A 13496-nucleotide genomic window follows, 5' to 3' on the forward strand; every position below is an offset into this window, starting at 1 on the left:
CGCCTTGAGTCAGGTCATAAAGAAGAAATAGACATCAAGCGCCAGCACCAGTAGCCACAGACAGAGGTACAGCACCAGATGTTCGCGTACATTGTTGACGATCGCCGACAGTATTTTGTTTAGCATTCTAAGCAGCCAAAAGGTTAGGACCGCTGATTATAGTATTTTTGTAGCTAACGTTAATACTGCGAAAGGGCAAAGTGTGGGAGCAGAGGTGAATTCCACCTCTTTGAACAGGTTATACGGCCAGCAGAGACTGCGATATCGGGGCGGCCGGCGCGCTTGGCGGATAGAAATAACGCAGTACATTATAGAGAGAGTAAAACTCCAACCGGTTGCGGGCGTTGATTTTTTCCGTGATATGGCGTTTGTGAACATACACCGTGTGTGAGCTGATTTGCAGCTTTTTCGCGATGCGGTAATTCGGCATTTCCGCCATCCAGTGTTTCATCACCGTCAGTTCTTGCGGGCTGAACAGGGAGTGTTCAACGCCAACATCCATCAGTGCAACAGGTTTTTCCCTCAGCATACGCAGGGTAACGGGCAAAATACTTTTGTTGAACAGGAAGGCGTTATCAGCGATGCGCATCGGCGTTTCGCTGTAGGGATAAGGCGTGTCCAGATAAATAAACAGCAGCGCAGAGGGGCTGGCCTCAATAAAAGCCTGCAACTGAGTATCGTCGTCGTTATAGCGGCAATGCTTGGTCAGGTTTACCAAGATGTGGCTCGGCTGGTAACTGCTCAGCAGCGGCATCGCCTGCTCAATGCTGTGACAACAGGTGGTCTGAGCGAAAACATGGTCAGAAAAATAGTTGTCGATTCCGACCCGGGTGAAGCAGCATTCGTCCACGACAAGCAGTTTCATGGTGACGTCCTTGTTGATCGAAAAATTACTTGGGCATATCAGCTGTAAAATAAGACTTACACCATAGAGTATCAATTCGGAAATCCGGATACTTGTGTCAGAAATTTCCGTGGCAAGATTTTTTATATTATTTTTTAATGAGTTATAGACGTGGTGAATTGTAACCGAGGGGTGAACCGCAGCCCGCGCGGGTTAGCGGGTGCGGTTCGCCAATGGGAAAAGCTTAATTAAAACGTTTTAGCGTAAAGGGTGAGACATCCACCGGCGGGTTTTTATCTTCGGCAAACAGGGCGGCGATCTCACCCAACACGCTGGCAAACTTGAAACCATGGCCGCTCAGACCGCTGATGACCATCAGTCGATCGCATCCCGGGACGGTATCGATAATAAAATCTTCATCCGGACTCATATCGTAACTGCATGCTTCCCCATGTAAACATACCCCTACACCCGGTAAAAATTGGCGCAGGAATTGGAAGACTTCAGTGCCATCACTGGTAAAACTGCCGAAAGGTTTGCGTTGCTCTGGCGCATCCATCTCCTGGCCGCCGTCATGCTTACCCACTTTCAGCCCGTCGTTATCGGCGGGAAAACCGTAATAATGGTTGCCGTCCTGAGCCTCAACGGTAAAAGCCGGGAAACGGTTATTGACGCTGTAACGGCCATCCGCCTGATGCCATGAAAATACTTTCCGCAGCGGTGCGATCGGTAACTGCGGCAGCAGAGCTTTTACCCAGGTGCCGGCGGTAACCACCGCTTTTCGGCCCTGGAAGCGGCCTTCAGAGGTGACCACTTCGACACCGCCATCAATAGGCTCCACTGCGCTGACAGGGCAGTTGAACAGCTGGCTACAGCCGGCTTCATTAGCCAGTTTGATCAGGCTGGCGACGGCCTGTTCCGAGCGCAGGAACCCGGCATCGGGCTCAAACACGCCAATGTAGCCCTCAGGCGCGTTGAATTCGGGCCAACGCTGGTTAATCTGTTCTGCACTAAGGTTTTGCGTGTTGAGGCGGAACTTTTGCGCGCTGCGTTGGGCATTGTTGATGAATTCAGAATGCTGCGGCCCGAGGTTCAGTACTCCGCAGGCCTGAAACAGTTCTTCGCCGGTTTGCTGAATCAGTGCGTTCCACAAGGCCTGGGCACGCAGAATCAGTGGCACATACTTTTCACCTTCGCCATAGGCATGGCGGATGATTCGTGTATCGCCGTGGTGGCTGCCGTTACGGTGTGGGGGCATCGAGCTGTCGATCATTAATACTTTCAAGCCGGATCTCGTAGCATAGTAACCCGCCGCTGCGCCTACCGAACCGCTGCCCACAACAATTAAGTCATATTCCACGTGCCGTAACCTCTCTGATATACGTTTCTTATCGGGCTATGATAAAAGGTTGGGCGCAGCAATGCACCCGTTGCGCTGCTGTGCCGGCAAAGAAAAAGGCGCCAGAGATAATCGCTGGCGCCTTAGGCTTTTTGGAGCAGAAAATTAGTGCTTTTTACGATCAAGGTCCTGGTAATCCGTTGCTTCAATCTTGGCAATGCCGGCTTCTAAAATATTGATTAATTGGCGTGCGACATCTGTAGTTAACCAAAGCGTTCTGTCTACTTGGGCTTCTTCTGGCGTCTGGTCTAGTGAAGACAGGTAATGAAGGCGTATCATCATGGCGTCATAAACGTCGACAGTACTAATATCCCAACCAACAAGCGGGTGTGTCTGAATTACTTCATCATTTCTGTCCATAAAGACCCCTTATTGAGTAGTAACTAACGTGAGTGACTAACGAGGATCAATGCGGCTCATCATCATGTGAGCAATTACAGTATACGCATATGGTTTCTGCGGTGGGGTTTTTCCATCCTTTTTTGCAAAATAAATATAATTATTCTACTGGCTGGCCAAGGAGGCCTGCGTGACGGGCATGCGGCAATCATTCAGCATCAGGAGGCGTGCTGTGTAACCGTTTCTCAAGCTCTGCGGCCAGATGCGCGAAATGTTGCTGCGTTTCGGCATCGCGATTCTGATTTTGCGCTTCCAGTTTCAGGCTGTGGATCAGCAATTGATTGGCTTTGTCATCCAGACCAAAAGCCAGATAGGAGAACGCGACTTCCAATACGCTCAAGCGCCGTTTTTGATCGCCAATCAGCACCAGCAGCTCGCCGAAAGTCATCGTTTCTTCAGATTTTATCTTGTCCGGGACCATGTCAAACACCTTCTGTTAAAAACATTCAGTACAGACCAGATAAGGCTTTTCTTCCAGCATAAAATTGAAGGAGGGTGAGTGGGGCTTCAAAAGCAAAAAAGCCGGGGAGCGACCCCCCGGCAAAAACAGCATTGCAGTGTTATTCTGCGCTGAACCACTCGTCTGCGCTTTCCCAGGTTTCCTGGAGGATTTCAGCGATAAGGTCTTTATCCGTTTTTAGGCCGCCAAGCACAGAAAGTCCGTTGGAACCGGCATAACGGACCTGAACTACGGCATCTGGAAATTGACGATTTACCCGCTTGCCCAGCTCGCCGGTCAGGGCTTCAATTGCCCCTGGCGGTAGCGGTCTGGTTTTATCTATAGTGACTTCAACACGCATGATTGCCCCCGAAGCGATTTACTGTTTATTTATACAGTTAAGTCCGTGCGGGAGCAAGGGGTTGCGTTAAAAAAGATTTTACGCCTTCACTGACCAGCTCAAGGTCTCTCCAGCCAGGAATGGCACAACCGTTTCATTCCCCATGGCTATCTCTTCCGGTTGCGTCGTCGGTACACGTTGCAGTTCGATAAAGTCGGCATTGACCGGCAGGCCATAAAAACGCGGGCCGTTCAGCGAGCAGAAGGCCTCCAGATGTTCCAGCGCGCCCAGTTGTTCGAATACGCTGGCATAGGCCGGAATTGCATTCGGGGCGTTAAATACGCCGGCACAGCCACAGCTAGACTCTTTGCGGTGCTTGGCATGCGGTGCCGAGTCGGTGCCGAGGAAGAAGCGTTCTGAACCGCTGGCGACGGCTTTACGCAGTGCATCCTGATGAATGTTGCGTTTCAGGATCGGCAGGCAGAACAGGTGCGGGCGGATACCACCAACCAGCATATGGTTGCGGTTAAACATCAGGTGTTGCGGGGTGATTGTGGCGCCAAGGAAACGATTGCCTTCCTGCACATACTGAGCCGCTTCTTTGGTCGTGATGTGCTCGAAGACGATTTTCAACTCTGGGAACTGCCGGCGGATGGGCTCCATAACCTGTTCAATAAAACGCGCCTCGCGATCGAAAATATCTACGGCTGCGTCGGTCACCTCACCGTGGATCAGCAGCGGCATACCGATTTTCTGCATTTGTTCAAACAGCGGGTAGATGCCTTTCACATCGCTGACACCCTGGCTGGAGTTGGTGGTGGCGTTGGCAGGATATAACTTGGCGGCGGTGAACACGCCTTGCTCAAAGCCGTTGACCAATTCGGCAGCGGCCAGCGAGTTGGTCAGATAGCAGGTCATCAATGGGGTGAAATCGTGATCCTGAGGTACTGCGGCCAGAATGCGGTCACGATAAGCCCGTGCAGCGTCTACGGTAGTGATTGGCGGAGCCAGATTCGGCATCACAATCGCCCGGCCAAATACCTGACTGGTATAGGGCAGAACCGTTTTCAGCATGTCGTCATCACGCAGATGGATGTGCCAGTCGTCAGGGCGGCGGATTTTCAGGGCTTGAGGTTGTGCGGTCATGTTGCAAGGCTCCGGCGGTCAGAAACACGTCTATATAAAAGCGAATAATGGGGGTTATTCACGCCGGGGTATAAGGATAAGCGGAAAGCGTCTTTGATGCATCTGTTTGTTCACGCCAAGTTGAAATCAATTGGCTTTCGGGCGCATAGTGACAGGGATTTTAACGATCCCCGCGTCATAACTGCTGGGTTATCAACGTTTATCATGTGGAATGGGAGAAAGAAATGGAAGTACGAGTTATTGCTACCCTGCAGGCGAAACCTGAATTTGTGTCCGCCGTCAGCGACACTGTGCATGAGATTATAGAACCAAGCCGTCAGGAGCTGGGCAATCTGCAGTATGATCTGCACCGCGATCTTGAACAGCCTGGCACCTTCGTGTTCTTCGAGCGTTGGGCAAGCGCAGAAGCGTTGGAAAAACACAACGCCACCGAGCACTTTAAACAATTTGTCAGCCAGCTCGACGGCAAGCTGGACTTGCTGGATATCAAACAATTGAAAAAAATTGCCTGAACCGATTTTTTGGCAAGAAAAAACCCGCCATTTGGCGGGTTTTTTTATCGGAGCAGATTAACTTATTCGTTAACCGGCTGCGGTTTGGTAGCCGGAGCTGTGGCTTGATTCACCGCAGCATGACCCCCCGCCGAGCCTTTACCTTCGAAATTGAAGGAAGGGCGTTGCCAATCACTGCCTTTCTGCTCTTCCGGCTCGTAAGCCGGCGCAGGGGCCTTGGTCATTGGCGCTGTGGCGATATGTTTATAGAGCACATCCTGCACGACTTGCATCTGTACTGGTTGCTGAACAACCGGCGCTTTTTCTACAACAACGACCGGAGCGGCAACTTCCTGGACAGGTGCGGCTTCAACGATGACCGGCGCTGGCGCTGCGACAGGCTCGACAACAGCAGCAGTCACTTCCACAACAGGCGGTGCTTCAACCGCCGGGGCAGCTTCAGTCGCAGTAGTTTCTTCAACCACGGTTGCTTCTTCAACTACTGGCGTCTCAGCCTGCTGCACCGCAGCAGTTTCCTCCAATTGAGCCGTAATGATCGGCGCAACAGTTTCAACTTCCGGCTGGGCTTCTTCTGCAATGACAACTTCAGCGGTTTCTACCGGTGCGATGGTTTGTGCGGCAGTCTCAGCGCTAACCGGAGCGGCTACGCTGACAGCTTTTTGTGCCATCACGTTGTCGGCAGCAATTTCGGTAGCTTCAGCCTGAACTTCAGCTTCTTCAATCACTTGTGCTGTTTGTGTTACAGGGTAACTTACCCATACCTTGCCAGACGCCATTTCCGGCGAGGCGAAAGCCCCAGCCAACGGCATTGGCGATTGGGCAGGGTAACGCTCATCACGGTAACGGCGACGGCGCTGACCGCTCACGCGCAGATGGCGTGGTGAGCGGCGTGAACGGCGTGGCATGCCATTTTCACCGTTGCGGTTGTCGCCCTGAACGTCATCTTCAGCTGGTGCGTCAAGGGTTTCTGGCAGCAATTTAACGCTGTCTTCTTCCAGAGCCGGTTTCACGTCTTGGGTTTTCACTACTGGCGCTTTAGGGGCCAGCAGCTCTTCCGCTGCGCGATGCAGTTCTTCTTCCGCAGACAATACGCGAACTTTCTGCGACAGAGGACGACGCTGACGACGCTGCATGTTCTGCTGCTGGCGTTCTTCCAGATCTTCATCGCTGATAACGTTGGTGCTGGTCTCTACACTTTCCAGTGCAGCTACTTCCTGCTGAGCCTGGCGCTTCTCTTCCTGACGACGACGCTGGCGTTCGGCACGCTGGTCACGGCGTTGTTGCTGCTCTTCACGCTGTGCCTTGGTGGCTTCTTCAGACTGTGGCTCCTCGACAACCGGTGCTGCAACCTGCGGCGCATTGCGGCGGTTGTTACGGCGTTGTTCATCGCGCACTTCACGCGTTTCACGGCCTTCGCTGCGATTGTCGCGCGGCTCACGATTTTCACGTGTTTCACGTGGTTCACGGTTATCGCGCTCGCGATTGTCACGGCCTTCGCCGCGTTCCTTGCGTTCGCCACGTTCAGGACGATCGCTACGCTCACCACGATCGCTACGCTCACCACGTTCCCCTCGTTCTTTACGGCCAGAGCCCTGACGGCGTTGACCACGGCGATCCTGGCGGCGGTTTTCACCGTTGCCTTCAGCCTTTGGTGCTTCAACGGCAGGTTTGGCTTCAACAACAGGTTGTTCTTCACTGGCGAACAGCGCTTTCAAACCACCGAACAGGCGGCCCAACAGACCTGGTTTTGCAGCGCTTGGGGCGCTTGGTTTGGCCACTACAGCGGCAGTAGCGGCCTGTGCCACCACAGCTTCTTCGGCAGGCGGCGGCGCGTCAGCAGCCAGAGAGAACGAGGCCAGAGCCGGTTGTTCCGGACGTTTGCGCTCCATCGGCGCATCTTCCAGTGGCTGAGCCATCTCTTCTTCGTGCAATTTCGGCAACAGGTAGCTCAGGGTTGGTGTTTCTTCGCCTTTGCGCACACGCAGCACGGAGTAGTGCGGGGTTTGCATCTGATCGTTCGGCACGATGATCGCTTTCACGCCACCCTGACGTTTTTCGATTGCGCTCACCGACTCACGTTTTTCGTTCAGCAAGTAAGAGGCAACCTGAACTGGCACGATAGCGTGAACTTCTTTGGTATTTTCCTTCAGCGCTTCTTCTTCGATCAGGCGCAGAATGGAAAGTGCCAGCGATTCGTTATCACGGATAGTGCCGGTGCCGTTACAGCGAGGGCAGACGTGATGACTGGATTCACCCAGTGACGGGCTGAGGCGCTGACGCGACATCTCAAGCAGGCCAAAGCGGGAAATGCGGCCGATCTGGATACGCGCACGGTCTTGGCGCACTGCGTCACGCAGGCGGTTTTCTACTTCGCGCTGGTGGCGCACTGGAGTCATATCGATGAAGTCGATAACGATCAGGCCGCCAAGGTCACGCAAGCGCAACTGGCGAGCGATTTCGTCCGCCGCTTCCAGGTTGGTGTTGAACGCAGTTTCTTCGATATCGCCACCGCGGGTTGCTCGCGCGGAGTTGATGTCGATGGCGGTCAACGCTTCGGTAGTGTCGATGACGATCGAGCCGCCGGAAGGCAAGCGAACTTCACGCTGGAAGGCGGATTCGATCTGAGATTCGATTTGGTAATGGCTGAACAGAGGGATTTCACCGCTGTACAGTTTGATTTTGCTGCTGAAATCCGGGCGGCCCAGAGCAGCGATGTGCTCTTTTGCCAAATCGAGAACTTTAGGGTTATCGATCAGGATTTCGCCGATGTCCGGGCGCAGATAGTCACGGAAGGCGCGCACGATCACGTTGCTTTCCTGATGGATCAGGAACGGAGCAGGGCGGCCTTCGGCGGCTTTTTTGATGGCTTCCCAATGCTTCAGACGGAAAGACAGGTCCCACTGCAGTGCATCGGCAGATTTGCCAACGCCTGCGGTACGCACAATCAGGCCCATGCCATCAGGCAATTGCAGGGAGGAAAGCGCTTCTTTCAGTTCGGTGCGGTCGTCACCCTCTATGCGGCGGGAAATGCCACCGGCACGCGGGTTGTTCGGCATAAGCACCAGATAACTGCCGGCCAGACTGATGAAGGTGGTCAAGGCTGCGCCTTTGTTACCACGTTCTTCTTTGTCAACCTGAACGATAACTTCCTGGCCTTCGCGCAGCACATCTTTGATGTTCGGGCGACCATGGGAAGAGTAGTTACTTGGGAAGTATTCGCGGGCGATTTCTTTAAGAGGGAGGAAACCATGTCGTTCTGCACCGTAATCAACGAACGCTGCTTCAAGACTTGGCTCAATACGAGTGATTTTGCCTTTGTAAATATTCGCTTTTTTCTGTTCATGACCTGGGCTTTCAATGTCCAAATCATACAGCCGCTGTCCATCTACAAGGGCAACACGCAACTCTTCCTGCTGAGTTGCGTTAATCAACATTCTTTTCATCTTAACTTACTCGTTATTTTTACATTATCGACAAAGCTGCGGGCAAAATAACCTCATGGCCGGGTTAAAACCGAAAACCCCGTGTCTTCTCGCAAAGTCGTCAACCTCACGGTTGTCGCCTGCATAGGGGCGCATTATCTCGGTAAGCCTGTATTTCTTTGTGAAAAACAGCACTTTTACTAGGGGAATAGCCTCTGATTTACGTCGACAGATCTGATTCCGTTTGCCGGCCAAGCTGCAACCCGCAGCCCGCTAATTGTTTGATTTCGCATTACGTCTTACGCCATTGCTGCGTTTTTGCGCCATCAGACAAATTTTATAATCCCACCGTTTTCCCTGTTTAACGAGAATCAACGTGGAAAGTAAACGCATTATTCCACTGCTGATACCGTTATAGCAAGGTGACTTTTCCTTAACTGTGGAAGAAATCGCAAACGTTCAAACCGGCTTGCTGCCTTATTGTTCGCTGGGGTTTCGTCTGCAGTCAGAGAGACAGTTAAGCACAGAAAAAGAAGTGGCGCTATTTACTCGCTCTATTTAGAATCCCGCTCCATGAAAACGAACATTCCTGCAGTACAATTAATCACGATTTCTGACGACGAAGCCGGTCAGAGAATCGACAACTTTTTGCTTGCCCGCCTGAAAGGCGTGCCGAAGAGCATGATTTATCGCATCGTGCGTAAAGGCGAGGTGCGGGTTAATAAAGGACGCATCAAGGCAGAATATAAACTGGCCGCCGGCGACGTGGTGCGCATTCCACCAGTGCGCGTTGCCGAGCGTGAAGAAGCGCCAGTGTCCGCCAAACTGGATAAAGTGGCTGCGCTGGCGGATTGCATCTTGTATGAAGACGATCACCTGCTGCTGCTGAACAAGCCATCAGGCACGGCAGTACATGGCGGCAGCGGCCTGAGCTTTGGCGTGATCGAAGGCCTGCGTGCGCTTCGCCCGGAAGCCCGCTTCCTGGAACTGGTTCACCGCCTTGATCGCGATACCTCGGGCGTGCTGCTGGTGGCGAAAAAACGCTCTGCGCTACGTTCGCTGCACGAGCAATTGCGCTTGAAGGGGATGCAGAAAGATTACCTGGCGCTGGTGCGCGGCCAGTGGCAGTCACATTGCAAAGCGGTACAGGCGCCACTGCTGAAAAACATTTTGCAGAGCGGCGAGCGTATTGTTCGCGTCAACAGCGAAGGCAAACCTTCGGAAACCCGCTTCAAGGTGGAAGAGCGCTTTGAACACGCAACGCTGGTCAAAGCCAGCCCGATTACCGGGCGCACCCATCAGATCCGTGTGCACACTTTGCACGCCGGGCATCCGATAGCCTTTGACGATCGTTATGGCGATCGCGAGTTCGATCGCCAACTGGCGGGTACCGGGCTCAAGCGCCTGTTCTTGCACGCGGCTGCTTTGCGTTTCGAACATCCAGGTACCGGCGAAACGATGCGCATCGAAGCGCCGATGGATGAAGAGCTGCGTCACTGCCTGCAGGTGTTGCGCAAGCAGTCTCAGGGCAAATAACGCAGCCCTTTTACCTATGCCAGCGGGTTGATGCCTTCAGCCCGCAGCATTTCCAGCAGTGCGATCAGCGGCATGCCGATCAACGCATTGGGATCCCGCCCCTCCAGCTTATCGAACAGCGCAATCCCCAATCCTTCACTTTTAAAGCTGCCTGCGCAGTTGAGTGGCTGCTCAAGTCGCACGTAAGCACTAATTTCAGCCTCGCTCAGCGTGCGGAAATGTACGTGAAAGGGTTCGCACAGTACCTGCAGATGCTTGCTGCGGCTGTTATACAGCGCCAGCCCGGTATAAAAGGTGACCTTTTGGCCGCTGGCTTGGCGCAATTGTGCACAGGCGTTCTCTTCCGTGTGCGGTTTTCCGGTGATTTTTCCTTCGATCACGCAGACCTGATCAGAGCCGATAATCAGATGTTCGGGGTAGGCGGCAGCCAGTGCCTGGGCTTTCGCTGTGGCCAATCGCAGCACCAGCGCCTCGGCGCTTTCCCCCGCCATCGGGGTTTCATCCACCTGCGGCGCCGCGCAAATGAAAGGCAGGTGCAGTTTTTCCAGTAGCATCTTGCGGTAAGATGAGGTGGAGGCAAGGAGAAGTCTTTGCATAATTTTTTTCGCAAACCGTAGCGTAAATAGAGTGGGCATTTTAAACTGTCCGCCGCTGAGGAAGCGAATAATGGTGAAAGGTGCCGTTTTACGGCCTTTTTCTTTGACTCTACGTCGTTACAAAGTTAATATGCGCGCCCTATGCAAAAGGTAAAATTACCCTTGACCATTGATGCGGTACGTACCGCTCAGAAACGCCTGGACTATGTTGGTTCTTATGCGCCTGAGCAGGTTACACGTGTTGCCGACTCCGTGGTCAGTGTGGACAGTGATGTTGAGGTTTCGTTATCGTTCGATATTGATAACCAACGCCTCGCGGTGATAACAGGGCATTCGGACGTTCAGGTAACCCTGATGTGCCAACGCTGTGGTGTCCCGTTTGAACGTCATATCCACACAACATATTGTTTTAGCCCGGTCGTCAATGATGAGCAGGCTGAGGCATTACCGGGAGCGTACGAACCGATCGAAGTCGATGAGTTTGGCGAAGTCGATCTGTTGGCAATGATTGAAGACGAAATTATTCTTTCACTGCCTGTCGTCCCGTTACATGAATCTGAACACTGTGAAGTGTCCGAAGCGGACATGGTATTTGGCAAACTGCCTCCAGAGGCGGAGAAACCGAATCCATTTGCCGTATTAGCCAGTTTAAAGCGTAAGTAATTAAGGAGTAAGGTCCATGGCCGTACAACAAAATAAACCAACCCGTTCCAAGCGTGGCATGCGTCGTTCACACGATGCTCTGACCACCACCACATTGTCTGTTGATGCGACTTCTGGTGAAACTCATCGTCGTCACCACATCACTGCCGACGGTTTCTACCGCGGTCGCAAGGTTATCGGCTAAGTAGCGGTACCTTGACTCGTCTAACCCTGGCGTTAGATGCAATGGGCGGGGACTTCGGTCCCTGCGTCACAGTGCCTGCTTCATTGCAGGCACTGGCCTCTAATTTACAGCTTCATCTCCTGCTGGTCGGCGATCCCGACGCCATCTCTCCTTTACTTGCCAAAGCCGATCCGGTTCTTCTGGAGCGTTTGCAAGTCGTGCCCGCTGAATCAGTGATTGCCGGCGACGCCAAACCCTCACAAGCGATACGCGCCAGCCGTGGTACATCTATGCGCATCGCGCTGGAGTTGACCAAAAACGGTGATGCGCAGGGCTGCGTCAGTGCAGGTAATACCGGTGCGTTGATGGGGCTGGCGAAAATGCTGATTAAGCCGCTGGACGGGATTGAACGTCCGGCGCTGATGACCGTGATCCCAAACCAGCAGCTCGGCAAAACCGTAGTGCTGGATCTGGGCGCCAACGTTGAATGCGACAGCACTATGCTGGTGCAGTTTGCGGTAATGGGCGCAGTGATGGCCGAAGAGGTGGTGGGTATTGCGCAGCCTCGCGTGGCGTTGCTGAATATTGGTGAAGAAGAGACCAAAGGCCTGGATAATATCCGCGAAGCGGCCGCCGTGCTAAAAAATACTCCGGCAATCAATTATATTGGTTACCTGGAAGGCAATGACCTGCTCACCGGTAAAACCGATGTAATGGTCTGCGACGGCTTTGTGGGTAACGTCACCCTGAAAACCATGGAAGGGGTGGTAAGAGTATTTTTATCGCTGCTGAAATCATCTGGAGACGGTGGCAAGCAGGCGTGGTGGTTAAAGTTGTTAGGCCGTTGGTTGCAAAAGCGGGTGGTAAAGCGGTTCGGCCACCTGAACCCCGACCAGTATAATGGCGCATGTCTGTTAGGATTGCGCAGCACCGTAATCAAGAGCCACGGCGCTGCGAACCCACACGCGTTTGCAGTAGCAATCGAACAGGCTGTGCAGGCGGTGCAGCGGCAAGTCCCTGAAAGGATTGCTGCGCGCCTTGAAGCTGTATTACCTAAGAGTGACTGATCGTACATGTATACAAAGATTCTCGGTACGGGGAGTTATTTACCCGTACAAGTGCGCACCAATGCTGACCTTGAAAAAATGGTGGATACTTCTGACGAGTGGATCGTCACGCGTACCGGTATCCGTGAGCGCCGTATCGCTGCCGCTGATGAAACTGTGGCGACGATGGGCTTCCATGCTGCTGAAAAAGCGCTGGAAATGGCAGGTGTGGCTAAAGAAGACATCGGGTTGATCGTCGTTGCAACCACCACCTCAAGCCATGCATTCCCTAGCTCCGCTTGCCAGGTGCAGCAGATGTTGGGCATTAAAGACTGTGCGGCCTTCGATCTGGCCGCAGCCTGCGCCGGTTTTACCTATGCGCTGAGCGTGGCCGATCAGTACGTCAAGAATGGCGCGGTGAAACATGCGCTGGTGATCGGCGCGGACGTGCTGTCACGTACGCTGGATCCTGAAGATCGCGGTACCATCATTCTGTTCGGTGATGGCGCGGGTGCGGTGCTGTTGGGCGCGTCCGAAGAGCCGGGCATCCTGTCTACCCATCTGCATGCGGATGGTACCTACGGTGGCCTGCTGACGCTGCCGTTCAAGGATCGTCAGGATTCGGGGCAGCCGGCCTACGTTACCATGGCAGGCAATGAAGTATTCAAAGTTGCGGTTACCGAACTGGCTCACATTGTGGAAGAAACGCTTCAAGCCAATAATCTGGACCGCGACCAACTGGATTGGCTGGTTCCACACCAGGCCAACCTGCGCATTATCAGCGCGACGGCGAAAAAACTGGGTATGGGGATGGATAAAGTGGTAGTGACGCTCGATCGTCACGGCAACACTTCTGCCGCCTCGGTCCCTGCAGCGTTCGATGAAGCCGTGCGTGACGGGCGGATCCAGCGTGGCCAACTGGTGCTGCTGGAAGCCTTTGGCGGCGGCTTTACCTGGGGCTCGGCGCTGGTCCGTTTCTGATTAACAGGAA

At 53.5% G+C, this 13496-nt stretch carries 15 protein-coding genes; 6 read left to right on the plus strand and 9 right to left on the minus strand.

All coding sequences use genetic code 11. The features are described 5' to 3' along the window. Window positions 1-9 precede the first annotated feature (9 nt). The 7 genes from JEM67_RS10680 to pyrC form a co-directional block, all read right to left on the minus strand. On the minus strand, window positions 10-126 hold the full coding sequence (locus JEM67_RS10680; protein WP_006324655.1) for a DUF2770 family protein: 117 nt from the start codon (window positions 124-126) through the stop codon (window positions 10-12). 112 nt (window positions 127-238) lie between these two features. Beyond that, on the minus strand, window positions 239-865 hold the full coding sequence (locus JEM67_RS10685) for a LuxR C-terminal-related transcriptional regulator (protein ID WP_199637285.1): 627 nt from the start codon (window positions 863-865) through the stop codon (window positions 239-241). A 223-nt stretch (window positions 866-1088) separates the two neighbouring features. Next, window positions 1089-2204 carry an N-methyl-L-tryptophan oxidase gene (gene solA / locus JEM67_RS10690; protein ID WP_199637287.1) on the minus strand — a complete coding sequence of 372 codons (1116 nt, stop codon included), beginning with the start codon at window positions 2202-2204 and terminating at the stop codon, window positions 1089-1091. Window positions 2205-2348: 144 nt separating this feature from the next. Further along, complete coding sequence (bssS, locus tag JEM67_RS10695; protein ID WP_004943025.1) at window positions 2349-2603, minus strand: biofilm formation regulator BssS; 255 nt, start codon at window positions 2601-2603, stop codon at window positions 2349-2351. A 187-nt stretch (window positions 2604-2790) separates the two neighbouring features. Continuing rightward, window positions 2791-3063 carry a hypothetical protein gene (locus JEM67_RS10700; RefSeq protein WP_199637289.1) on the minus strand — a complete coding sequence of 91 codons (273 nt, stop codon included), beginning with the start codon at window positions 3061-3063 and terminating at the stop codon, window positions 2791-2793. A gap of 139 nt (window positions 3064-3202) precedes the next feature. Next, window positions 3203-3442, minus strand: coding sequence for a DNA damage-inducible protein I (gene dinI / locus JEM67_RS10705; protein WP_006324660.1), 240 nt, complete (start codon window positions 3440-3442; stop codon window positions 3203-3205). A 78-nt stretch (window positions 3443-3520) separates the two neighbouring features. Further along, window positions 3521-4567: a dihydroorotase gene (gene pyrC, locus JEM67_RS10710; RefSeq protein ID WP_199637291.1), complete on the minus strand. Its 1047-nt coding sequence runs from the start codon at window positions 4565-4567 to the stop codon at window positions 3521-3523. A 224-nt stretch (window positions 4568-4791) separates the two neighbouring features. Here pyrC and JEM67_RS10715 point away from each other — a divergent pair, with 224 nt between their 5' ends. Beyond that, window positions 4792-5079, plus strand: a complete 288-nt coding sequence (locus JEM67_RS10715) for a putative quinol monooxygenase (RefSeq protein ID WP_013812431.1) — start codon at window positions 4792-4794, stop codon at window positions 5077-5079. A 62-nt stretch (window positions 5080-5141) separates the two neighbouring features. Here the strand turns inward: JEM67_RS10715 and rne are convergent, their stop codons facing one another. After that, window positions 5142-8522, minus strand: a complete 3381-nt coding sequence (rne, locus tag JEM67_RS10720) for a ribonuclease E (protein ID WP_199637293.1) — start codon at window positions 8520-8522, stop codon at window positions 5142-5144. 552 nt (window positions 8523-9074) lie between these two features. Between rne and rluC the strand changes: the two genes are divergently transcribed. Further along, window positions 9075-10037: a 23S rRNA pseudouridine(955/2504/2580) synthase RluC gene (rluC, locus tag JEM67_RS10725; protein ID WP_004943036.1), complete on the plus strand. Its 963-nt coding sequence runs from the start codon at window positions 9075-9077 to the stop codon at window positions 10035-10037. Window positions 10038-10051: 14 nt separating this feature from the next. Here the strand turns inward: rluC and JEM67_RS10730 are convergent, their stop codons facing one another. Next, window positions 10052-10633, minus strand: coding sequence for a Maf family protein (locus tag JEM67_RS10730; protein WP_143760030.1), 582 nt, complete (start codon window positions 10631-10633; stop codon window positions 10052-10054). Between the two features lie 141 nt (window positions 10634-10774). Here JEM67_RS10730 and yceD point away from each other — a divergent pair, with 141 nt between their 5' ends. From yceD to JEM67_RS10750, 4 genes are read left to right on the plus strand one after another with little or no spacing between them, the layout of a single operon-like run. Continuing rightward, a complete protein-coding gene (gene yceD / locus JEM67_RS10735; protein ID WP_004943040.1) occupies window positions 10775-11296 on the plus strand; it encodes a 23S rRNA accumulation protein YceD in 522 nt (173 codons plus the stop codon). A gap of 16 nt (window positions 11297-11312) precedes the next feature. Continuing rightward, window positions 11313-11480, plus strand: coding sequence for a 50S ribosomal protein L32 (rpmF, locus tag JEM67_RS10740; protein WP_004943042.1), 168 nt, complete (start codon window positions 11313-11315; stop codon window positions 11478-11480). 11 nt (window positions 11481-11491) lie between these two features. Beyond that, window positions 11492-12526 carry a phosphate acyltransferase PlsX gene (plsX, locus tag JEM67_RS10745; RefSeq protein ID WP_071880445.1) on the plus strand — a complete coding sequence of 345 codons (1035 nt, stop codon included), beginning with the start codon at window positions 11492-11494 and terminating at the stop codon, window positions 12524-12526. Between the two features lie 6 nt (window positions 12527-12532). Further along, window positions 12533-13486, plus strand: coding sequence for a beta-ketoacyl-ACP synthase III (locus JEM67_RS10750; protein ID WP_013812435.1), 954 nt, complete (start codon window positions 12533-12535; stop codon window positions 13484-13486). Window positions 13487-13496 lie beyond the last annotated feature (10 nt).

It is taken from the genome of Serratia sp. PAMC26656 (assembly GCF_016469055.2).
Classification (GTDB): Bacteria; Pseudomonadota; Gammaproteobacteria; order Enterobacterales; family Enterobacteriaceae; genus Serratia; species Serratia plymuthica.

Coding starts and splice junctions, on each gene's coding strand:
- JEM67_RS10715 (WP_013812431.1), top strand. CDS start 4,792: ATGGAAGTACGAGTTATTGCTACCCTGCAGGCGAAACCTGAATTTGTG.
- JEM67_RS10685 (WP_199637285.1), bottom strand. CDS start 865: ATGAAACTGCTTGTCGTGGACGAATGCTGCTTCACCCGGGTCGGAATC.
- yceD (WP_004943040.1), top strand. CDS start 10,775: ATGCAAAAGGTAAAATTACCCTTGACCATTGATGCGGTACGTACCGCT.
- pyrC (WP_199637291.1), bottom strand. CDS start 4,567: ATGACCGCACAACCTCAAGCCCTGAAAATCCGCCGCCCTGACGACTGG.
- rpmF (WP_004943042.1), top strand. CDS start 11,313: ATGGCCGTACAACAAAATAAACCAACCCGTTCCAAGCGTGGCATGCGT.
- JEM67_RS10700 (WP_199637289.1), bottom strand. CDS start 3,063: ATGGTCCCGGACAAGATAAAATCTGAAGAAACGATGACTTTCGGCGAG.
- dinI (WP_006324660.1), bottom strand. CDS start 3,442: ATGCGTGTTGAAGTCACTATAGATAAAACCAGACCGCTACCGCCAGGG.
- rne (WP_199637293.1), bottom strand. CDS start 8,522: ATGAAAAGAATGTTGATTAACGCAACTCAGCAGGAAGAGTTGCGTGTT.
- bssS (WP_004943025.1), bottom strand. CDS start 2,603: ATGGACAGAAATGATGAAGTAATTCAGACACACCCGCTTGTTGGTTGG.
- JEM67_RS10730 (WP_143760030.1), bottom strand. CDS start 10,633: ATGCAAAGACTTCTCCTTGCCTCCACCTCATCTTACCGCAAGATGCTA.
- rluC (WP_004943036.1), top strand. CDS start 9,075: ATGAAAACGAACATTCCTGCAGTACAATTAATCACGATTTCTGACGAC.
- JEM67_RS10750 (WP_013812435.1), top strand. CDS start 12,533: ATGTATACAAAGATTCTCGGTACGGGGAGTTATTTACCCGTACAAGTG.
- JEM67_RS10680 (WP_006324655.1), bottom strand. CDS start 126: ATGCTAAACAAAATACTGTCGGCGATCGTCAACAATGTACGCGAACAT.